The organism is Blastomonas natatoria, from assembly GCF_003201955.1.
In the GTDB taxonomy this organism is placed as follows: Bacteria; Pseudomonadota; Alphaproteobacteria; order Sphingomonadales; family Sphingomonadaceae; genus Blastomonas; species Blastomonas natatoria.
In genome coordinates, this window is sequence record NZ_QJJM01000008.1 from 123,985 (window position 1) to 143,578 (window position 19,594).

Annotated in this window: 18 protein-coding genes; 11 read left to right on the plus strand and 7 right to left on the minus strand. The window is 63.7% G+C overall.

Annotation, left to right across the window (positions count from 1 at the left end; translation table 11 throughout):
- Positions 1 to 10: 10 nt before the first annotated feature.
- Complete coding sequence (locus C7451_RS11635) at positions 11 to 1,345, minus strand: amidohydrolase family protein (RefSeq protein ID WP_244181836.1); 1,335 nt, start codon at positions 1,343 to 1,345, stop codon at positions 11 to 13.
- Positions 1,346 to 1,602: 257 nt separating this feature from the next.
- On the opposite strand from C7451_RS11635, the gene C7451_RS11640 reads away from it, so the two are divergent.
- Entirely contained in the window at positions 1,603 to 3,423 is a 1,821-nt protein-coding gene (locus tag C7451_RS11640; protein WP_110299136.1) for a DUF885 domain-containing protein, read from the plus strand.
- On the opposite strand, the gene C7451_RS11645 is transcribed toward C7451_RS11640, so the two are convergent.
- The gene (locus C7451_RS11645) at positions 3,412 to 4,056 is read right to left on the minus strand and encodes a flavin reductase family protein (protein ID WP_110299137.1); all 645 of its coding nucleotides are present in this window, start codon (positions 4,054 to 4,056) and stop codon (positions 3,412 to 3,414) included. The two genes, C7451_RS11640 and C7451_RS11645, sit on opposite strands and share 12 nt — an antisense overlap.
- A gap of 4 nt (positions 4,057 to 4,060) precedes the next feature.
- A complete protein-coding gene (locus tag C7451_RS11650; RefSeq protein ID WP_110299138.1) occupies positions 4,061 to 4,996 on the minus strand; it encodes a carbon-nitrogen hydrolase family protein in 936 nt (311 codons plus the stop codon).
- A 98-nt stretch (positions 4,997 to 5,094) separates the two neighbouring features.
- On the opposite strand from C7451_RS11650, the gene C7451_RS11655 reads away from it, so the two are divergent.
- From C7451_RS11655 to C7451_RS11685, 8 genes are all read left to right on the plus strand, one after another.
- Positions 5,095 to 6,219, plus strand: a complete 1,125-nt coding sequence (locus C7451_RS11655) for a cupin domain-containing protein (protein ID WP_110299139.1) — start codon at positions 5,095 to 5,097, stop codon at positions 6,217 to 6,219.
- 42 nt (positions 6,220 to 6,261) lie between these two features.
- Positions 6,262 to 7,173 carry a fumarylacetoacetate hydrolase family protein gene (locus tag C7451_RS11660; protein WP_110299140.1) on the plus strand — a complete coding sequence of 304 codons (912 nt, stop codon included), beginning with the start codon at positions 6,262 to 6,264 and terminating at the stop codon, positions 7,171 to 7,173.
- Positions 7,173 to 9,464: a bifunctional salicylyl-CoA 5-hydroxylase/oxidoreductase gene (locus tag C7451_RS11665; RefSeq protein WP_244181838.1), complete on the plus strand. Its 2,292-nt coding sequence runs from the start codon at positions 7,173 to 7,175 to the stop codon at positions 9,462 to 9,464. The genes C7451_RS11660 and C7451_RS11665 overlap by 1 nt, the downstream gene beginning before the upstream one ends.
- Positions 9,464 to 9,964 carry a MarR family winged helix-turn-helix transcriptional regulator gene (locus C7451_RS11670; RefSeq protein ID WP_110299141.1) on the plus strand — a complete coding sequence of 167 codons (501 nt, stop codon included), beginning with the start codon at positions 9,464 to 9,466 and terminating at the stop codon, positions 9,962 to 9,964. Before C7451_RS11665 ends, C7451_RS11670 begins: the two co-directional genes overlap by 1 nt.
- Positions 9,964 to 10,371, plus strand: a complete 408-nt coding sequence (locus C7451_RS11675; RefSeq protein WP_110299142.1) for an acyl-CoA thioesterase — start codon at positions 9,964 to 9,966, stop codon at positions 10,369 to 10,371. The genes C7451_RS11670 and C7451_RS11675 overlap by 1 nt, the downstream gene beginning before the upstream one ends.
- Complete coding sequence (locus tag C7451_RS11680) at positions 10,368 to 10,775, plus strand: GFA family protein (RefSeq protein ID WP_110299143.1); 408 nt, start codon at positions 10,368 to 10,370, stop codon at positions 10,773 to 10,775. Before C7451_RS11675 ends, C7451_RS11680 begins: the two co-directional genes overlap by 4 nt.
- Before the next feature lie 52 nt (positions 10,776 to 10,827).
- Positions 10,828 to 10,968 (plus strand): hypothetical protein, encoded by a 141-nt coding sequence (locus C7451_RS19970; RefSeq protein ID WP_167398517.1) that lies wholly within the window; start codon positions 10,828 to 10,830, stop codon positions 10,966 to 10,968.
- A gap of 205 nt (positions 10,969 to 11,173) precedes the next feature.
- Complete coding sequence (locus tag C7451_RS11685) at positions 11,174 to 13,495, plus strand: putative bifunctional diguanylate cyclase/phosphodiesterase (RefSeq protein WP_341866626.1); 2,322 nt, start codon at positions 11,174 to 11,176, stop codon at positions 13,493 to 13,495.
- Between the two features lies 1 nt (position 13,496).
- On the opposite strand, the gene purQ is transcribed toward C7451_RS11685, so the two are convergent.
- Together purQ and purS are read right to left on the minus strand one after the other, a co-directional pair.
- A complete protein-coding gene (purQ, locus tag C7451_RS11690) occupies positions 13,497 to 14,171 on the minus strand; it encodes a phosphoribosylformylglycinamidine synthase subunit PurQ (RefSeq protein ID WP_110299145.1) in 675 nt (224 codons plus the stop codon).
- A complete protein-coding gene (gene purS / locus C7451_RS11695) occupies positions 14,168 to 14,401 on the minus strand; it encodes a phosphoribosylformylglycinamidine synthase subunit PurS (protein ID WP_110299146.1) in 234 nt (77 codons plus the stop codon). The genes purQ and purS overlap by 4 nt, the downstream gene beginning before the upstream one ends.
- Positions 14,402 to 14,575: 174 nt before the next feature.
- Here purS and C7451_RS19975 point away from each other — a divergent pair, with 174 nt between their 5' ends.
- Entirely contained in the window at positions 14,576 to 14,716 is a 141-nt protein-coding gene (locus tag C7451_RS19975; protein ID WP_167398518.1) for a hypothetical protein, read from the plus strand.
- Between the two features lie 8 nt (positions 14,717 to 14,724).
- Here the strand turns inward: C7451_RS19975 and C7451_RS11700 are convergent, their stop codons facing one another.
- A complete protein-coding gene (locus C7451_RS11700; RefSeq protein ID WP_167398519.1) occupies positions 14,725 to 17,700 on the minus strand; it encodes a M16 family metallopeptidase in 2,976 nt (991 codons plus the stop codon).
- A 130-nt stretch (positions 17,701 to 17,830) separates the two neighbouring features.
- A complete protein-coding gene (gene purC, locus C7451_RS11705) occupies positions 17,831 to 18,610 on the minus strand; it encodes a phosphoribosylaminoimidazolesuccinocarboxamide synthase (protein WP_023836390.1) in 780 nt (259 codons plus the stop codon).
- A 194-nt stretch (positions 18,611 to 18,804) separates the two neighbouring features.
- Between purC and C7451_RS11710 the strand changes: the two genes are divergently transcribed.
- Complete coding sequence (locus C7451_RS11710; RefSeq protein ID WP_110299249.1) at positions 18,805 to 19,566, plus strand: crotonase/enoyl-CoA hydratase family protein; 762 nt, start codon at positions 18,805 to 18,807, stop codon at positions 19,564 to 19,566.
- Positions 19,567 to 19,594: the final 28 nt, after the last annotated feature.

The following is a 19,594-nucleotide window of genomic DNA, read 5'->3' on the forward strand; positions in this document are numbered from 1 at the left end:
GAATTCCCCTTTATTGGGCGATGAGGCCGGTCTTGTCGTCGCGATAGATGCGGCCGTCCTTCATCACGAAATCGATGGTGCGCAGCGCCGAAATATTCTCCACCGGATTGGCGTTGACCGCGACGATGTCGGCGGCGAGGCCTGGCTTGATGCGCCCGGTCATGTCGTCGATCTTGAGCATCCTTGCGGTCTCGGTAGTTCCCGAGCGCAGCGCCTGGAGCGGGGTCATACCCGCCTTCACATAGAGCTCGGCCTCGGCCACGGTAGCAGTGGTGCCGTCATTGGGTTCGAACGGAAACTGGTCGGTACCCAGCGCGATGTTGACGCCCAGGCGGATCGCCTTTTCCAGCATCGCCCAGTGTTCCTTGCCGGTGCTATCGACGCGTGCGAGATACCAGGCTGGCGATCCGATCTTCTTGTAGAATTCCTTCGCACCCGGCTGGCTGACGACGATGGTAGGCACCAGCCAGACACCCTTTTTCTTCATCAGCTGAAGCGCGGCATCATCGAGATAATAGCCGTGTTCGAAGCAATCGATGTCGAACTTCAGCGCCTGCTGCGCCGCCTGGGCCGAGCCGTTATGCGCGGTCACCGGAATGCCGTTGCGATGCGCGACCTCGATGAGCGTGGACAGTTCCTCGTCGGTCATCGGCGCGGCGCCGATGGCACCATGCGTGTCCGAAATGCCGCCCGAGATGGCGATCTTGATCCAGTCGGCGCCATATTTGATCTGCTTGCGCACCGCTGTTGCCAGGCCATAGGGGCCATCGGCTTCGAGCGAGCCATGGCCGCCGGTGGGCACGATGATCTCGCCTGCGGTCAGGATGCGCGGGCCGATCACGTCACCGCGCTCGATCCCGGCGCGCAGCGCGAAGTCATTGCCATGATCCTCGCCGGTGGAGCGCGTGGTGGTGACCCCGGCGAGCAGCGACTTGCGCGCATTGCCTGCCATGCGCAGCACTTGTTGCGGGTCGGTCTCGTTCACCAGTGCGGCGCCCGCTGCCCCCGGCAGCTTGAGGCCGTAATGCGTGTGCATGTTCATAAGGCCCGGGATCAGCCATCGGCCTGTCATCGATACCTGCCTGGCATCTGCCGGAATGGTGATGGCAGCGGCTGGCCCGACAGCGCTGATGCGTCCGCCGCTGACAAGCACCGTCGCGTTCATCGTGACCTTGCCGGTATCGACATCGACGACATTGCCGCCGACCAGCGCGATGACTTCGGTGCTGACCTCCTGGTCGACCATGATCTTGCCCTCGCGGGCCAAGGCATCGGTCGTTGCTGCGATCGGCATCAGCGTCGCCGCCGTTGCCAATGCCGCTATCATCCACCGCCGGTAACGCATGTGCACTATCCCCGCTGTCCCCTCGAATACGTGCAACGTCACGCAAATGACGCATTCGTGCAATGCAGCAAAACCATTGGAATCGTTGCGTTGGGCGCAACATATGTGACTTGGAGAGCGCTTCGGCGAAATTAAATTGTTTCTATCCAATGTGTTAGTCAGATATTTGGGTGGTTTTTGGCCGCCTGCCAGCGCAATTTGAACACTTGAAACTCGCTCCCGGTTGTTGAGGATCAGAGCGGCAGGGAGATTGAAAAATGGCGATGAACGGCTTTCGGGTTACGCGCAGGGCAACGTTGGCGGGCGGACTGGCCTTCGGCGCCCTGGCGAGCGTGCCGCTCAGCGCCCAGGCAGGGGCCGAGGGCGCGAGGCTGCGCGCGCTGCTGGAACAGGCCGATGCCGCCGATGCGCTGCTCGACCCGCTGTCGGACGAACGACGCGGGGAAAGCAGCGGGCCTGCCTATGTCGATCCGCTGGGCGACTATTACGGCGCGACGCTGGAGGCCAACAAGCGGGCGCAGCTTGCCGCGCTCCAGCAGATTGATCGCAAGGCGCTGTCGCCACAGGACGCCATTGCCTATGACGTGTTTGCCTATCGGACGCGCGAGGTGCTCAACCTGTTCGACAGCGGACTGTTTGCCATCAAGCGGCAGCTGGCGCTCGATCCCTCGTTCGGTCCGCATGTCGAAGTGGCCGATTTCGTATCGGGTGGCGGCGCGCGTTTCGAGTCGCTCGCCGATTACGAGCGTGGCCTGGAGCGGCTTGCGGGCTTTGGCGATTATCTGCAAACGGCGGTCGTGCGGCTGCGCGAAGGTCTGGCGTCGGGCCATGTGCAATCGCAGGTCGTGGTCGGCAATGTGCTCCGCCAGGTCGATGCCATGCTGGCGCTCGCGCCCGATGACACGCCGTTCTTTGCGGCAATCCGGCGTCTGCCGGATGCGATCACCGCGAGTGACGGCGAGCGTCTGACAGCAGCCTATCGGACGATGATCACCCGGCGCATCCTGCCCGGCTATCAGCTGTGGCGCGATTTCCTGACGCAGGATTATGCACCCAGGGCACTTGCGCTGCCGGGGCGAGGCGCCATGCCCGATGGCGACAGGCTCTATGCCGCCGAACTGGCACGGCACACGACGACCACGCTGGGTGCCGACGAAATCCACGCGCTCGGACTGTCGGAGGTCGCGCGCATTCGCGGCGAGATGGAGCAGGCGCGCAAGGATATCGGCTTTGACGGCGACCTTGCCGGGCTGTTCGAGCATATCCGCACCGACCCCCGATATTATTGCAAGACGCCCGAAGAGCTGCTCGCGCGTTTTGCCGCGATCGAGGCGAAGATCTGGCCGGCCATCCCCAAGCTGTTCGCGCGGCGGCCCAAGGCACCGTTCCGCGTCGGGCCGCTGCCGGCACTCGGCGACCAGCGCGGGACGGGCTATTACCGGCCCGGGCCAGCAGACGGGGTGTCGCCGGGGACGCTCTATTTCAACATGGCGATGCTCGGCACGCGGCCGATCCCGACGCTCGAGACGCTGACGCTGCACGAGGGCATTCCCGGCCATCATTTCCAGATCACGCTGGCGCGCGAGAACGAGGCGCTGCCACCGATTCTTCGCTTCGGATCGTCCACCGCCTATTCGGAAGGCTGGGGGCTTTATGCCGAATCGCTCGGCCGCGACCTCGGCATGTTTACCGATCCGCTCCAGTGGTTCGGGCATCTCGACATGGAGATGCTGCGCGCCGTACGGCTGGTGGTCGATACCGGGTTGCACGCGAAGAACTGGCAGCGCCAGAAGGCGATCGATTACATGCTGGCCAACACTTCGATGGCGCCCAAGGATGTCGCGGTGGAGATCGACCGGTACATTGCGATGCCCGGTCAGGCCTGTGCTTACAAGATCGGCGAGATTCGAATCGCGGTGCTGCGCGAACGTGCCCGCAAGGCGCTCGGCAGCCGTTTCGACATTCGCGACTATCACGATCAGGTGCTGGGCACCGGCGCGCTGCCGCTGGCGGTTCTGGAGGCGAAGATCGACCGCTGGATCGCGGGCGGGGGAGGGGCCGCCGGCTCAGGCTTCTGAGCCCGGCGCATCCTTGGGCCAGACCGGCCTGTCCATCTGGAACAGATCGGTCATCCGTACATACCAGCCCGCCCCGTGGACACGGCCGATGAGCCCCATGGCGAGCGTATCGACATGGCAGCGATCGCGATCGAGCACGAACCGGTCGGCAATATGCGCCACCAGGACTTCACCGATGATGATCACCTGTCCGCCCTCTCCGCCGGGATAGACGGTCTCAAGGACCCGGCATTCGAAGCTGGCAGGCGCGCTGGCGATGCGCGGCGGTGCAACAAGGCGCGAAGGCAGCAGGTCGAGCCCCGCCAGCGCGCATTCGTCCACCTCCGGCGGAGCGTCGATGCAGGTGAGGTTCATCGCCTCGGCATCGGCCTCGCATACCAGGTTGATGACGAATTCGCCGGTGGTGGTGATATTGACCGCGCTGTCCTTCAGCCCGCCCTCGGGCCGCAGCATCAGGCCCAGCACGACCGTCGGCGGATCGGACCCCATCATGTTGAAAAAGCTGTAGGGTGCAGCATTGTGAATGCCGTCGGCCGAGCGGCTGGTGACCCAGGCGATCGGACGCGGAGTGATGGAAGAGGCGAGCAGCTTGTAGCGCTTGGCGACTTCGAGCGCGCGCAGATCGAACTCCACTGCCTCAACCCTCCAGCGTGCGCACGACCGGCGGCTTGGCGCGTTCGTCCACCGTCAGGCTGAAGATGTCGGGCCGCGCATAATGACCGGTGACATCGAAGTCATACTTGCCCCGCACCACTTCCTCGGTGTCGATCTCGGCATAGAGAATGGTCTCGCCTGCATAATCGGGCCCGGCGAGCACGTCGCCGAGCGGAGCGATGATGCAACTGCCCCCACGCATCAGGACCGTTTCGGGATCGTTGCCCAAAGCGCAATCATAGTCGTCGGGAAACGCGCTTCGCGTGATGTGCTGGCAGGCGGAAAGAACGAAGGTGCGACCCTCCAGCGCAATGTGCCGCATCGAGGCGAGCCAGCCGTCGCGATCGTCGGCGGTGGGCGCACACCAGATCGATATGCCCTTGGCGTACATGGCCATGCGCATCGCCGGCATGTAGTTTTCCCAGCAGATCACTGCACCGACCTTGCCCAGCGGCGTATCGAGCACCGGCATGGTCGACCCGTCGCCAAAGCCCCAGATCAGCCGTTCTGCTCCGGTCGGCATCAGCTTGCGGTGCTTGGCCACCAGGCCGTTAGCGCCGTCGAAAAACAGCGCAGTGCAATAGAGCGTACCTCCGTCGCGCTCGATCACGCCGATCACCACGAACAGCCCGGTTTCCGCAGTTGCGTCGGCGATCAGCGCGACCTCCGGGCCGTCAAGGGCGATTGCCGCTTCATGGTAGCGCTGGAAATCCCCGCGCCCCTCGGGCTTGCGCATGCCGACCGGCGTGCCGAACGATGCGCCTTTGGGATAGCCGCCGATAAAGGCTTCGGGGAACACCGCCAGCCGTGCGCCCGCCGCAGCCGCTTCGCGGATCAGCGATGCCGCCTTGGCAGCCGATGCTGCCGGATCGAACGGGTCCGATGCCGCCTGAACCACCGCTGCCTTGTATCTCGCCATCGCGCTGACCTTTCTTTTCCGGGCCGACCATAGCTCTGCCCGTTGACGTTTCAAGCTTAAAGTTTTAACCTTCAAATATCTAGGCGAAAGGATTCGGCATGGCATCGACCTATGACCAATATCGCGAAGACGTGGCCGGCAGGGCCAATGTCACCGACACGCCCGAACTGATCCGCTATTACCGCGAACTCGAGGAGCTGGGAACCGGCGCGCTGTGGACGGTCGCCAACAAGATCGAGCCATGGGAGCCCGCTTCGCCATCGGTGCCGATCATCTGGCGTTACAATGACCTGCGCGACCGGGTGATGCGCGCGCTCGAACTGGTGACTCCCGAACAGGCCGGGCGGCGCGTGGTCTACCTCGCCAATCCGGCGCGGCAGGATGTCGTGGCCGCGGTGGGCTGGCTCTATTCGGGGCTGCAGGTGATGGCGCCCGGAGAATGTGCATCGAGCCATCGTCATTCGGCCTCGGCGCTGCGCTTCATCATGGAGGGCGAGGGCGCCTTCACCAATGTCGACGGACACAAGATGACGCTAGGCCGCAACGATTTCGTGCTGACGCCCAACGGCACCTGGCATGAACATGGCGTGGCGGAAGGCGGCACCCCCTGCATCTGGCAGGACGGGCTCGACATTCCGCTGATGAACGCGCTCGACGCCAATTTCTACGAGGTGCATCCGGACCTCAACCAGGCCGTGACCTATCCGGTCGACGATTCGACCGCGACCTGGGCCGGCGCGGGGCTGCGCCCGGCAGGTCAGGACTGGTCGAAGCGCTACTCGCCGTTGTTCAAATACGAATGGGAGCCAACCTATGAGGCGCTCCAGCGCTATGCCAGGGTCACCGATGGCAGCCCCTATGATGGCGTGCACATGGATTACATGAACCCGCTGACCGGCGGTGCTGTCATGTCCACGATCGGTGCGTCGATCCAGATGCTGCGCCCCGGCGAGCGCACCCGCGCGCACCGCGAGGTCGGCAATTTCGTCTATCAGTGCGCCAAGGGCTCTGGATATTCGATCATCAACGGTCAGCGCTTTGACTGGCAGGAGCGCGACATCTTCGTCGTGCCGAGCTGGATGTTCCACGAGCATTGCAACGCCTCGGAGAGCGAGGATGCGTGCCTGTTCTCGTTCCATGACCTGCCGGTGATGCGCGCGCTCGGCCTCTACCGGCAGGAAGCGCTGGCCGAAAATGGCGGGCACCAGCCGATTGCCGTCTGACTTTCCCTTTCCTTTTCTCCCCCTGTTCGAAGGATTTCATTCATGCGTCTTGTGACCTTTCGCGCCGATGTCGAAGCGTCTGCCCGGCTGGGTGCGGTAGTCGATCGGCTTGTGGTCGATCTGGGGCTGCTCGGCGAAGCCACCGGTGTGCCGCTGCCCAGCTCGATGCTCGAGTTCATCGATCTGGGACCGGAGGCCGTGCGCATAGCAACCGCGTTGCTGGCGGAGCTGGACGGCGACTTTCCTCTTGGCACGGCGCTGCCGCTTGCCAATGTGAAGCTGCTCGCGCCGATTCCTCGTCCGCGCAAGAATGTCTTCGGCATCGGCCTCAACTATATCGACCATGTCGCCGAATCCGCAGCAGCGCTGGATACGTCGCCCGATCTGCCGCGCCAGCCGGTGATCTTTTCCAAGCCGCCGACCAGCGTCTGCGGACCCGGCGATCCGATCCCGCATGATGCGGGCGTTACGCAGCAGCTCGACTGGGAGGTCGAACTGGCAGCGATCATCGGAACGCGCGCCAAGCGCGTTGCCCGCGAGGATGCGCTGGCTCATGTGTTCGGCTATACCGTGCTGATCGATTTCAGCGCGCGCGACTGCCGCCGTGCCGGGCAGTGGATCTATTCCAAGGGGCAGGACGGCTATGCCCCGATGGGGCCGATGATCGTCACCGCCGACGAAATTCCCGATCCGCAAACGCTCGACCTGTGGCTGACCGTCAACGGCGTCGAGAAGCAGCGGTCGAACACCGCCAAGATGCTGTTCAAGGTCGATGAGCTGATCGCCGACATCTCGGTCGGCATCACGCTGGAGCCGGGTGACATTATCGCGACCGGCACGCCAGAAGGTGTCGGCGCAGGCCGGACGCCGCAGGAATTCCTGTGGCCGGGCGATGTCGTCGAGTGCGCGGTCGAAGGCATCGGCAGCCTTCGCCACAATATCGTCGCGGTATAATGGCCATGCGTATTGCGTGCCTGGGAGGCGGACCTGCCGGTCTCTACTTCGCAATCTCGATGAAGCTGCGCGATCCGGCGCATGACATCACGGTGTTCGAGCGCAACAAGGCGGGCGACACGTTCGGCTGGGGTGTGGTCTTTTCCGACCAGACGTTGGGCAATCTGCGCGCCAACGATCCGGTCAGCGCCGCGACGATCGCGGACAGCTTCGCGCATTGGGACGATGTCGATGTCGTGATCGGCGATGAGCGCATCCGCTCGCGCGGACATGGCTTTATCGGTATCGGCCGCAAGCGACTGCTGATCATCCTGCAGGAACGCGCACGCGAGTTGGGCGTGAACCTGGTGTTCGAGACCGAGTTCAGTCCGGAGGTCGAGGCCTGGGGCGATTATGACCTGATCGTCGCGGCCGATGGCGTCAACAGCCGCGTGCGCGAGCTCTATGCCGAGCGGTTCGATGTCGACATCCAGGTGCGTGCGAACAAGTTCATCTGGCTCGGCACCACCCGGCTGTTCGAGGCGTTCGAGTTCATCTTCGAAAAGACCGAAGCCGGTTGGGTCTGGGCCCATGCCTATCGGTTCGACGACACGCACTCGACCTTCATTGTCGAATGTTCGGAAAGCACCTGGGCCGGGCTCGGCTTCGACAGGATGGAGCCGGACGAGGCGCGCGCGGCATGCGAGAAGCTGTTCGCCCGGCATCTTCAGGGCCACCCGCTGATCAGCAACGCCACGCATCTGCGCGGTTCTGCCGCCTGGATCAACTTCCGCCGGGTGCTGTGTCACCGCTGGTCGTTCGACAATGTCGTGCTGCTCGGCGATGCCGCACACACCGCGCATTTCTCGATCGGATCGGGCACCAAGCTGGCGCTGGAAGATGCGATCAAGCTCGCCGCCGTGCTCGACCGGCCCGGGCTGGACGAGCGCCCGGCTCTGGCCAGTGCGCTGGGCGAATATGAGCAGGAACGCCGGGTCGAGGTGCTCAAGATCCAGAATGCGGCGCGCAATTCGACCGAATGGTTCGAGACGCTGGACCGCTATATCGACTTTCCGCCGATCCAGTTCGGCTATTCGCTGATGACCCGGTCGCAGCGGGTCAGCCATGCGAACCTGGCGTTGCGTGATCCGCAATGGTTGACCGAGGTCGAAAGCTGGTTTGCTTCGCAATCGGGCGGCGATTCCGCAGCGCCGCCGATGTTCACGCCGTTCCGCCTGCGCGGGCTGACGCTCGCCAATCGCGTGGTCGTCGCGCCTGTCCTGACCTATCAGGCCGATGACCAGGGGCGGGTGGGGGCGTTCCATCTGGTCCATTATGGAGCACGCGCGCTGGGCGGCGCGGGACTGGTGATGACCGAGATGTGCGCGGTTTCGCCCGAAGGCCGGATCACGCCTGCCTGCCCTGGCCTGTGGACCGACGAGCAAGCCGATGGCTGGTCGCCGATCGTCAATTTCGCACATGCCGCAGGTTGTGCAATCGGGGTGCAGATCGGCCATGCCGGTGCGCGCGGGGCGGTATCGGTGCCTTCAAAGGGCGAAAAGCCCTTGGCCGAAGGGGCTTGGCCGCTGGTGGCTGCCAGCGCGGAACCCTGGGCTCCCGGCCATGCAACACCGTCGGCACTCGATGAAACGGGCATGGATGCGATCCGCGCAGCTTTTGTCGATGCTGCCCGCCGCGCCGACCGGGCGGGGTTCGATCTGATCGAGATCCAGGCAGGCCATGGCTATCTGCTGTCCGGCTTCATCAGCCCGCTGACCAACCATCGCGACGATGCCCTTGGCGGTGAACTGGCAGCGCGGCTGGTGTTCCCGGTTTCGGTCGTCGAGGCGGTGCGCGCCGTCTGGCCGCAGGACAAGCCGCTGTCCGTGCGCATCTCGGCGCATGACTGGGCACCGGGCGGTATCACCGGCGACGACGCCGTTGAGATCGCACAGGCTTTCCGCGCCGCCGGAGCCGATATCGTCGATGTCTCGTCGGGCGAGACAACGCCTGCCGCAAGGCCTGTCTACGGCCGGATGTATCAGGCGCCGCTTTCCGATCAGGTCCGTAACGAGGCCGGTTGCCCGACCATCACCGCAGGCAACATCACCGACGCAGATCAGATCAACTCGATCCTGGTGGCCGGCCGTGCCGATCTCGTCGCGCTTGGAAGGCCGCATCTCGCTGATCCGGCCTGGACGCTGCATGCGGCCGCTGCTGCCGGCTACAAGGGTCTGCGCGCGCATGACGCCTACAGGCTCGGGCAGGAACAGTTGCTCCGCACCATGCGCCCGGCTACGGTCCTGGCCTGATGGCGACGGCAATCCAGACAGACGAAGAGGGCCCCGTTCGCAGCCCCGGCGGTTCGGCTGCCAACCCCAGTCTCAGGCTCTGGTTGCGGCTGCTCAGTTGCACGACGATTGCCGAAAAGCGGTTGCGGCGACGGCTGGCCGAACAGTTCGACACGACGCTGCCGCGCTTTGACGTTCTCGCCGCGCTGGAACGCGAGCCGGCCGGTCTTGCAATGAGCGAATTGTCGCAGCGGCTGCTGGTGTCCAATGGCAATGTCACCGCCGTCGTTCAGCAGCTTGCCCGGCTTGGCCATGTCTCTGTCAGCAAGCCCGAGCATGATCGGCGAAGCTCGATCGTGTCGATGACCGATCAGGGACGCGCCCATTTTGACATGGTCGCGCGCGAGCATCACGGCTGGATCGAGCAAATGTTTGCAGGCGTCAGGGCCGCCGATCGCGACCAGCTGTACGCGCTGCTCGCGGTAGTGCGGACCTCGCTCGATCAATCGGAGGAGTGCTGATGCAGGTGCTGGAACTGCCCGTGCGCTTTGCCCATGTCGATGCGGCCGGGATCGTCTTCTATCCCCGCTATTTCGAGATGCTCAACGCGGCGGTAGAGCAATATTTTGCCGATATTGTCGGCGTCGATTTCAGGCAGATGCATCTCGATCGCCATATCGGTGTTCCGACGGTCCATCTCGAAGCGGACTTCGCTGTTCCCAGCCGATTGGGCGACAGGCTTTCGATCGACCTGATCGTCGACAAGGTCGGCCGATCGTCCTGCGCGATCCGCTATGTCATCCGCTGCGCAGACGAGGTCCGCATGCGGGCATCTGCCACCCTGGTCTGCATGGATCTGGTCAAGGCCAGCGCCGTGCCGTGGCCAGACGACATGAGGGCTCGCATGCTTGTCGAAGCATCCGGATGAGCGGCGTGGACCCGGCTGACGAGGGCAGGGTCGCAACAGGCGGCGGCTGCCATTGCGGCGCGGTACGTTTCGAGGCGGACGTACCGCGTCATGTCCGGCTGCTGTCGTGCAACTGCTCGATGTGCGCCAGGACCGGTTTCCTGCACCTGATCGTGCCCCATGCCGATTTTCGCCTGCTGTCCGGCCGGGATCTTCTCACCAGTTATCGGTTCGGCACGGGCGTGGCAGAGCATCTGTTTTGCAAGACATGCGGCATACGCAGTTTCTACCAGCCAAGGTCACATCCCGATTCCTGGTCGATAGACTTCAGGTGTCTCGATCAAGGCTATGAAATAGAAACAGAAATTGTCGATTTCGATGGTCGCAACTGGGAGGCGGCCCGGGCAGCCTTGTCCGAAAGATAATTGCGTATTATGCAAGTGCATGCGAATCAATTGCACTTGTACGACAGTGTTTATGACCTATTTAGCCCTGCATAGAGAGCAGGATGTCTGCGCGGCAAATTCCATCGTTCGTCAGGAGTTCGTCATGCGTATTGCATTCAATCTGGCCGCCGCTTTCGTGAGCAGCGCGACCATCATTCTGGCCGTCATCTGATTGAAGATGCCGCCGCCCCCCAGGGGGCGGCGGGCCAGTCCGCCATCGCCTGCAAGCTGGCCACAAGCGCCAGTTGCAGGCAAGGTGCCACAAACCACCGGATATCCACAGCAAGTGCAGTGAAAGCTTTGCGACCGGTTACGCTTCGCTAACTTTGTTTCGCTATGTCGCGCTGGTGAGCAAGACCCGAAGCAAACCTTCTTCCGTGCGTGATCTGCCGGTCATGGCCATTCTTGGCCTGCGCGACCCTGCCGAGGGGGACTGGGACCATTTGCGTGCGATTCAGTATGCCGGTCTTGCCCGCTACGCGATCCTGCGGGTCGTGACCAACCTCGTTCTCGGTCTTCTGGTCTGCCAGCTCTTCATCGGTTTTGTCCCTGCCTGGCAGCTCGCCGGCTGGATGGCGCTGCTGGGCGCATCGCTCTATTTTCCCTCGATTCTGTATAGGCGTAGCGGCATGGTCAATCACGACCATGTTGCGCGGCGCTTCGTGCTCCAGCTGGTTGCGGCGACGGGCGCCATCGCCCTGGTCTGGTGTGTTCCGATCGTCGCCTTTGCTCCCCAAGCCGGCGAAATAGAGCAGACCACGGTCTGGACCATCCTCGCTGCCCTGGTGGTGGGCGGAACCCTGTTGCTCAATGCACTGCCGCTGGGCGCGTTCGTGCTCAATCTCGTGCTGATGGGAGCGTCGATCTTTGCCTATTGGCAAAGCGATAACCTCGTGACTGTCGGCGCGATCGTCTGTTTCTCGATTCTGCTGGCGCTGTCCGGCTTTGAAAACGCCCGGGCCTATCTGATGTTCAAGATGTCCGAGCACGGACTGGCCGAGAAGGACGAGGTCGTCAGCCTCTTGCTGCGCGAGTTCGAGGAAGGGGATGCCGACTGGCTCTGGCAGATAGATGCCAGCCGCCGCATCACTGCGGTCAGCCCACGCTTTGCCTTTGCCGCCGGACGCGAGGCCAGCGAGATCGAAGGCATGCCGTTCACCCAGCTGATTGCCGGAAAGCATTGGGAAAGCGGCAACCTGCCTCCCAGCCTGCATATCCTTTCGGACAAGCTGACCAAGCGTGAAAGCTTTTCCAATCTGGTGGTCAAGGTGCAGGGCGACGAGCGGACATGCTGGTGGCAGCTCTCTGCCTCGCCGCGCTTTGACGATAGCGGGGCATTCATCGGTTTTCGCGGGGTCGGCTCCGATGTGACCGAAAGCCGCGAGAATGCCGAAAAGATCGCACGCCTCGCACGGTTCGATACGCTTACCGGCCTTCCCAACCGCCTGCAGCTCACCGAGGCGCTCGACCGCGCGCTCAAGGAATGCGAGCAATGGCATTGCCGTTGCGGTTTCCTGATGATCGATCTCGACCGGTTCAAGTCGGTCAATGATACGCTGGGGCACCTGGTCGGCGACCGGTTGCTCGCCCAGGTTTCGCTGCGGTTGCGTTCGCTGATGGGCAAGGACGAGTTGTGCGGAAGGCTCGGCGGCGACGAGTTCGCGGTCGTCATGCGCGATACCGGTGACGGTCAGCGTATCTCTGATCTTGCAAACAGGATCATCGACGTGCTCTCGCGGCCTTATGAGGTCGATCAGCACACCCTGTTCATCGGCGCTAGCGTCGGATCGGCCTGTGGCACCCGTGATGGCCGCACCGTTGAAACGCTGATGCGCAGCGCCGACCTGGCGCTGTATCGATCGAAGGACGAGGGCGGCGGTCGCCACAATGTCTACGAGCCCCAGCTGCACAGCCATGCCGAAGAGCGCCGGGTCATGGAGATCGCCCTGCGCAAGGCGTTGGAGAAGGACGAATTCTCGCTCGCCTTCCAGCCGGTGGTGGATGCCGCCAGCGAATCCCTGATCGCGTTCGAAGCCCTGATCCGCTGGTCTAACCCGGAATTCGGCCAGGTTTCCCCGTCCCGGTTCATTCCTCTGGCCGAGGACGCGCGTCTTGTCGTGCCCATCGGCAACTGGGTGCTGCACCGTGCGTGCCGTGAGGCAGTCACCTGGCCCGCTGACGTCCGCGTGGCCGTCAACGTATCGGCAGAACAGCTTTACGAACCGGATTTTGTCGAAACCGTGGTCGAGGCTCTGTCCGAAACCGGCCTTGCGCCGCAGCGGCTGGAGCTTGAGGTGACCGAAAGCGTGTTCCTGCGCGAAGGCTCGCGCGCCGGTGAGACGCTCGACCAGATTCTGGCGCTGGGCGTCGGCCTGTCACTCGATGATTTCGGAACGGGCTATTCGGCGCTCGGCTATCTCAGCAAGACCCGCTTCACCACGATCAAGGTCGACCGCAGCTTCGTGCAGGGTGCGGCCAACGGGATGCAGGAAAGCATCGCGATCATCCGTGCGGTGGTGGCCATGGCGGAAAGCCTCGGCATGTCGACGACGGCGGAAGGCGCGGAGACCGAGCACGAGGTGCGGGTCATTCGCGACCTCGGATGCAAGAAGATCCAGGGCTATTATTACGGACGCCCGATGACCGCCGACGATGTTGCCAGCCTTTTCGGCGGCCAGCAGACCACGCTATACGGATAGATCAGGTGCGTTCGAGCACCGACCGGGCCAGTCCTTCGAACAGGCGCGCGCCATCGGTGTTGCCATGCTGCGGTTCCACCACGCGCTCGGGGTGCGGCATCATGCCCAGCACATTGCCCTTGGCGTTGAGAACGCCGGCGATGTTGCGCGCCGATCCGTTGACCGGCTCGGCATAACGGAAGGCGACCTGGCCTTCGCCCTCGATCCGGTCGAGCGTGGCATCGTCAGCGAAATAATTGCCGTCATGATGCGCGACCGGAATGCGGATCGCCTCGCCCTGAGTATAGAGACTGGTGAACCGGCTCTCGCTGTTTTCGACGGTCAACTCGACCGTGCGGCAGACGAAGCGAATACCGGCATTGCGCATCAGCGCGCCGGGCAGCAGGCCGGATTCGGTAAGGATCTGGAACCCGTTGCAGATGCCGAGAACCGCGACGCCGCGCTCGGCTGCCTCGACCACGGCCCCGATGACCGGAGAGCGTGCAGCCATCGCGCCGGAACGCAGATAATCGCCATAGGAAAAGCCGCCCGGAACGCCGATCAGATCGAGACCTTGCGGAAGCGTCTGTTCGCCATGCCACAGCCGGATCGGCGCATGACCGGTAACCCGCTCGATCGCCACCGCCAGATCGCGGTCGCAGTTCGATCCGGGAAAGGTGATGACCGCCGACTTCATGCGACCTTCTCGACCCGATAGTTTTCGATCACCATGTTCGCCAGCAGCTTGCGGCACATCGCGTCGATGTCCTCGTCGCTGGTGCCATCGGCCAGAGTCAGTTCGATCAGGCGGCCTGCGCGGACATCTTCCACTCCGCCAAAGCCCAGCCCTTCCAGGGCATGGTGGATCGCACGGCCCTGCGGATCGAGCACGCCGTCTTTCAGGGTCACATGGATGCGGGCCTTCATCGGCGTCCTCCTGGCAAAATCTATGGCCTGCCCTATAGCGCCCGGCCACGCCGGGGCAAGGGGGGACGAAAGCTCGAGGGCGCGTCCGGACGATGCACGCGCGTTAACCGTCCTCGACAAAACGCTGTCAACGCATTGCGCATAGCGTTTGTTCAGCACGGCAAAGGGGGAAACATGGCAGGTCTGGCGATTGCGATGTTGTTCGGCTTCGGCCACACCTTGCTGGGCTGGAGCGATCCGCAGGGCCATGTCCAGCTGGCGCTGTTCATGGCGTTTATCTTCGGCATCATCGGCGGCTATCGCGCCCGGGGCTGAGCGCCTCGTCAGTTCGGCGTGGCGTTGGCTGCCACCGGAGCCGCACGAGCGGCCAGCTCGGTCGGGCTGGGGCCATCCTCGTAAAGCGCCTGGACCTGCAGCGCCCGGTCAGGTGCCAGATAGGTGCGGGCCATGGCGAGCAGCTCTTCCGCGCTGACCTTGCCGAAGGCAGTGCCGCCGCTGCGGAAGCGATCAAGGCGCGCAGGCTTGCTCTGCGCCGAATCGACGATACCGAGCCAGGCGCTGTTGCTTTTGACGCTGTTCGCGATGTTTTCCAGGATCGGGGTCCGCGCCCTGGCCAGCTCGTCATCGGCTATGGGGGAGGGGATGGATGGCGATCCTGCCAGCGGCGCTGCGGCGGAAAGCTCTGCGGCAATATGGCGCACCGCATCGGATACCTTGTGGACATCGCTGCTCGCGACATTGGTGGTGATCTGGATATAGCCATAGCCGGGATAGATGGAGGAGGTGAACGAGCGCGCCACCGGAGAATAGGCTGCGCCCAGCTCTTCGCGGATCTGGTCGGTCACCTTGATCTGCAGCAGCTCGGCCAGCAGGCGCAAGCGCACGTCCTCGCGATAATCGCGATCATCGGTTGTCGGCCAGTAGAATTCCACGATCGCCTGGTCGGCCTCGCCCTTGTGATGCAGTACGCGGGGGGCACGGTTCTGGGTAAACTGCCGGGTGCGTGCCTCGTCATAGTCGCGAAACTCCGCTTCGCGCTCGGGCAATGCGCCGAAGGTCGCGGCGACGGCAGCGATCGCCTGTTCCTCGTCGAAATCGCCGACCAGCCCGATTTCGATCGCGCCCTTTTCCAGCCGATCGCCGATCGCGGCCTTGAGATCGTCAAAGGTCAGCTTCTCGAACACTTCCTTTTGCGCAAGCGAGAAGCGCGGATCGTTGTCCGACAGGATGGCACCGATCTGGCTGCCGATCGCGCCTTCGGGTGTCGCATTCAGCCGGGCATAGAAATTGGGCAGATAGCTGCGATACTGGTTGATCGCCTCGCTGCGATAGCCGGGATGCGTGGTGAAGGCGGTCAGCACCTGCATCTGCAGCTTCAGATCCTCGGGCGTAGTCGCGAGATAGCCGCCGAGATAATCCTCGCCCGAGCCGAAATTGAGCGACACCGCGCGGCCCGCGAAGATCGAATAGAGGTCGTCGAGGCTGTGCGCCTCCAGCCCGCCGCGCACGAAGATGTTCATCAGGCTGGTCGCTTCGGGATTGTCGCGCGAGGCGAGCAGATCGCCGCCATCGATGCGCAGCGAGACGAGCACCCGGTTCCTGTCGAAATCGGTCTTCTTGAGGTTCAGCCGCACGTTGTTGGCAAAGCGGATGGTGCGGATGCCCAGATCCTCGATTCGACTGTCGGCCACCACTTCGCCCGGCGAGCCGAAATCCTGATAGGCAAAGGCCTGCGCATCGCGCGCCTTCGGCTTGGCGACCTTGACCTTCTGCGCCTCGGCAAACGCCGTCCGCACCGCGTCGCCACCGCCCGCCGGATCGACCTTGGTGGCGAGATGGATCAGCGGCTTGTCGAGCGTGCCGAAATCCTCGCGCAGCGCCTTGAGCAGCATCTTGGGCGTCAGCGCGTCACGCAGCGCGGTGAAGCGATCGAGCTGGCTTTCGGGCGTGGTGACGATCATCCCGTCCTTGGCCATGCCCATGATCTGGTCGGCGAGCTGGTCGTTGCTCCGCGTTTCCTGGCCGCGCACCGCATTTTCGTAACCGGTGGTGAAATTGGCCAGCTGCTCTGCCAGTTCCTCCCTGGTAAAGCCATAGCGCAGCGCCGCGCGCAGCTCGCGCTCGGCCGCTTCCAGCCCGCGCTGCCACTCGCCATCGCGGGTCGCGACGTTCAGCACCGACTGGTTGGCGATCCTGTAAACATCCGATCGTCCGACCGACGCGCCGACAAATGGTGCGTTCTCCTGCCGCGCGATCCGGCCCAGCCGTCGGCCGACGATGTTATAGGCCAGCGCGCGGGTCAGCTTCGCGCGCCGCGTCGCCTTGCTGTCGGGCTCTTCGACATAGGGGGAGAAGCGGATGACGGTGGTCACCTCGTCGATCGCGGGGTGGGTGAAGATGTTCGCCTTGTCGGTGCGCGTAACGTCGATCCGGCCAAGCGGCACGTCGGGCGCTTCGCCATGCTTCGCCTCCCAGTTGCCGAAGCTCGCCTGGATCTTGGCTTCCATCTCGGCGACGTCGACATCGCCGACCACGACCAGAGTGCTGCGGCCCGGCGTGTAATAGCGCTCGTAGAAATTGCGGAAGCGTTCCGCCGGTGCAGTCTCGATGACGGATCGGTCGCCGATCGGTGAGCGCGTGGCGATGCGCGTTTCGGGCACGGTGAATTCGAACAGCGATTCGCGGTTGCGCTGCGCGTAATTGGCGCGGGTGCGCAGTTCCGACAGGATCACCCCGCGCTCGCGGTCGATCGAGGCAGGATCGAAGCGGATCTCACTCGCGGTCTCGCGCAGCAGATAGAGCGCGGTATCGACCGTCTCGGCCTTGACATTGGGCAGGTCGAGCAGATAGCCGGTCTGGTCATAGCTGGTGAACGCATTGGTATCCGCGCCGAATTCGAGCCCCAGCCGTTCGAGAATCTTGATCATCTCGCCCTCGGGCACATTGGTGGTGCCGTTGAACGCCATATGCTCGATGAAATGCGCAAGGCCGCGTTCGTCCTCGCTCTCCGCCGTCGATCCGACATCGATCAGCAGCCGCATCACGGCGGTGCCCGGCGGGGTCGCGTTCTTGCGGATGGCATAGCGCATGCCATTGGGCAGCACGCCCAGCCGTACGGCAGGATCGGGCGTCAGGTCGCTCGCGGCATAGCCCCAGGCGGCGGCGATCGCGGCTTCGTCGCGAACGGGCGCGGGGGTGGTGATTTCAGGTGATGGTGGCGCGGTGCTCTGCGCGAGAAGCGGGGCCGGTAGCAGCGCAAGCGCGGCAGCGGCCATGCCGACCAGCGCCGATTTCGCCACGGTTATGGAAAGCCTTCCGCCTCGATCCATCTCCACCCACTTTTGCTGTTGTGTGGCGGAAATGTTGCACGGGCTTTTCACCCGCGCAAGATGACGGACGCGTCAAGCTTTCGAGGGCAAAACCGGCGGGTTACTTGCCCTTGCGGCGGCGGTGGCTGTCGAGGTCGAGCACCTCGTTGTCGCCGCCTTCGTTGAGCAGGCCCAGACGGCGCGCGACCTCCTGATAGGCCTCGACCTCGCCGCCCAGATCGCGGCGGAACCGGTCCTTGTCGAGCTTCTCGCCGGTCTCAATATCCCACAGGCGGCAGCCATCGGGGCTGATCTCGTCGGCCAGGATGATGCGCGAGAAATCGCCGTCGAACTGGCGGCCGAATTCGAGCTTGAAGTCGATCAGGCGGATGCCGATCGCCGCGAACATGCCGCACATGAAATCGTTGATGCGGATCGCCATGGACGAGATGTCCTGCATCTCTTCCTGGCTGGCCCAGCCGAAGCATGCGATATGCTCTTCGGCGACCAGCGGATCGCCCAAGCTGTCGTCCTTGTAGCAATATTCAATGAGGGTATGCGGCAGCGGCTGGCCTTCTTCCAACCCCAGGCGCTTGCAGATCGATCCGGCAGCGACATTGCGCACCACGACCTCGATCGGCACGATCTCCACCTGGCGCACCAGCTGCTCGCGCATGTTCAGGCGGCGGATGAAGTGCGTCGGGATGCCAATATGCGCCAGCCGCGTGAACACATATTCGCTGATGCGGTTGTTGATGACGCCCTTGCCGTTGATCGTGCCCTTTTTCTGGGCGTTGAAGGCGGTGGCATCGTCCTTGAAATACTGGATCAGCGTGCCCGGCTCGGGGCCCTCATAGAGGATCTTGGCCTTGCCTTCGTAAATCTGGCGGCGGCGGGTCATGGCACGTATCTCCGATAGAAAGCAGGACGCCCCGGTGCGGCAACCGATTGCGCGCAGGGCCGGGGCGTCTCTCAGCGCCCCTATAGCGACTTGGGGGGGCTGGCGCAATTGTGCTGTCCTGAGCATCCTGTTTACTGTCAGGAAACCGGACAGATGCAGTGTTTATGTCTGACGAGGAGCCGGAGGCGCAGCCCATGAACGTCAAGATCGATCACAAGCAGCAGGTGGCGATTGTCACCATCAACAGGCCCGAACGGCGCAATGCCGTGGACGCGGCGACCGCGCTCGCCCTGTTCGAGGCGTTCGAGAGGATCGACGCCGACGATAGCGTGCATGTCGCGATCCTGCACGGGGCGGGCGGGCATTTTTGTGCGGGCGCGGACCTGAAAGCCTTGAGCGAGGGTGACAAGCGTCCCGTGACCGAGGGCGGCATGGGACCCATGGGGCCGACGCGGATGCAGATGACCAAGCCTGTCATCGCCGCTGTCGAGGGATATGCCGTCGCAGGCGGCATGGAGCTGGCGCTTTGGTGCGACATGCGCGTCATGGCGGAAACCGCGCGCATGGGCGTGTTCTGCCGTCGCTTTGGCGTGCCATTGGTCGATATGGGCACGATCCGTCTCCCGCGCCTGATCGGGCACTCCCGCGCAATGGACCTTATGCTGACGGGGCGTGAACTGGGGGAGGCCGAGGCGCAGGAGATCGGCCTTGCGAACCGCGTCAGCCGTCATGGCGGTGCTCTGGAACTCGCGGTGGAACTGGCTACGCAGATCGCCGCCTTTCCGCAGAAGTGCCTTCGGGGCGACCGGGCAAGTGCGCTGGCGCAATGGTCGCTTGCCGAGGCCGATGCGATTGCGTTGGAGGCACGGCTGGGCCGTGAGACGATCGCCAGCGGCGAGACACTGAGCGGTGCTGCCAGCTTTGCGGCGGGTCAGGGGCGACACGGCGCGTTCTGATTGCCGATGGCACCGGCATTTTGGACAC

What these genes read in the sequence shown, in the direction of transcription:
- C7451_RS11635 (WP_244181836.1), bottom strand. Translation starts at nt 1,345, where the DNA reads ATGCGTTACCGGCGGTGGATGATAGCGGCATTGGCAACGGCGGCGACG.
- C7451_RS11640 (WP_110299136.1), top strand. Translation starts at nt 1,603, where the DNA reads ATGGCGATGAACGGCTTTCGGGTTACGCGCAGGGCAACGTTGGCGGGC.
- C7451_RS11650 (WP_110299138.1), bottom strand. Translation starts at nt 4,996, where the DNA reads ATGGCGAGATACAAGGCAGCGGTGGTTCAGGCGGCATCGGACCCGTTC.
- C7451_RS11655 (WP_110299139.1), top strand. Translation starts at nt 5,095, where the DNA reads ATGGCATCGACCTATGACCAATATCGCGAAGACGTGGCCGGCAGGGCC.
- C7451_RS11660 (WP_110299140.1), top strand. Translation starts at nt 6,262, where the DNA reads ATGCGTCTTGTGACCTTTCGCGCCGATGTCGAAGCGTCTGCCCGGCTG.
- C7451_RS11665 (WP_244181838.1), top strand. Translation starts at nt 7,173, where the DNA reads ATGGCCATGCGTATTGCGTGCCTGGGAGGCGGACCTGCCGGTCTCTAC.
- C7451_RS11670 (WP_110299141.1), top strand. Translation starts at nt 9,464, where the DNA reads ATGGCGACGGCAATCCAGACAGACGAAGAGGGCCCCGTTCGCAGCCCC.
- C7451_RS11675 (WP_110299142.1), top strand. Translation starts at nt 9,964, where the DNA reads ATGCAGGTGCTGGAACTGCCCGTGCGCTTTGCCCATGTCGATGCGGCC.
- C7451_RS11680 (WP_110299143.1), top strand. Translation starts at nt 10,368, where the DNA reads ATGAGCGGCGTGGACCCGGCTGACGAGGGCAGGGTCGCAACAGGCGGC.
- C7451_RS19970 (WP_167398517.1), top strand. Translation starts at nt 10,828, where the DNA reads ATGACCTATTTAGCCCTGCATAGAGAGCAGGATGTCTGCGCGGCAAAT.
- purQ (WP_110299145.1), bottom strand. Translation starts at nt 14,171, where the DNA reads ATGAAGTCGGCGGTCATCACCTTTCCCGGATCGAACTGCGACCGCGAT.
- purS (WP_110299146.1), bottom strand. Translation starts at nt 14,401, where the DNA reads ATGAAGGCCCGCATCCATGTGACCCTGAAAGACGGCGTGCTCGATCCG.
- C7451_RS19975 (WP_167398518.1), top strand. Translation starts at nt 14,576, where the DNA reads ATGGCAGGTCTGGCGATTGCGATGTTGTTCGGCTTCGGCCACACCTTG.
- purC (WP_023836390.1), bottom strand. Translation starts at nt 18,610, where the DNA reads ATGACCCGCCGCCGCCAGATTTACGAAGGCAAGGCCAAGATCCTCTAT.
- C7451_RS11710 (WP_110299249.1), top strand. Translation starts at nt 18,805, where the DNA reads ATGAACGTCAAGATCGATCACAAGCAGCAGGTGGCGATTGTCACCATC.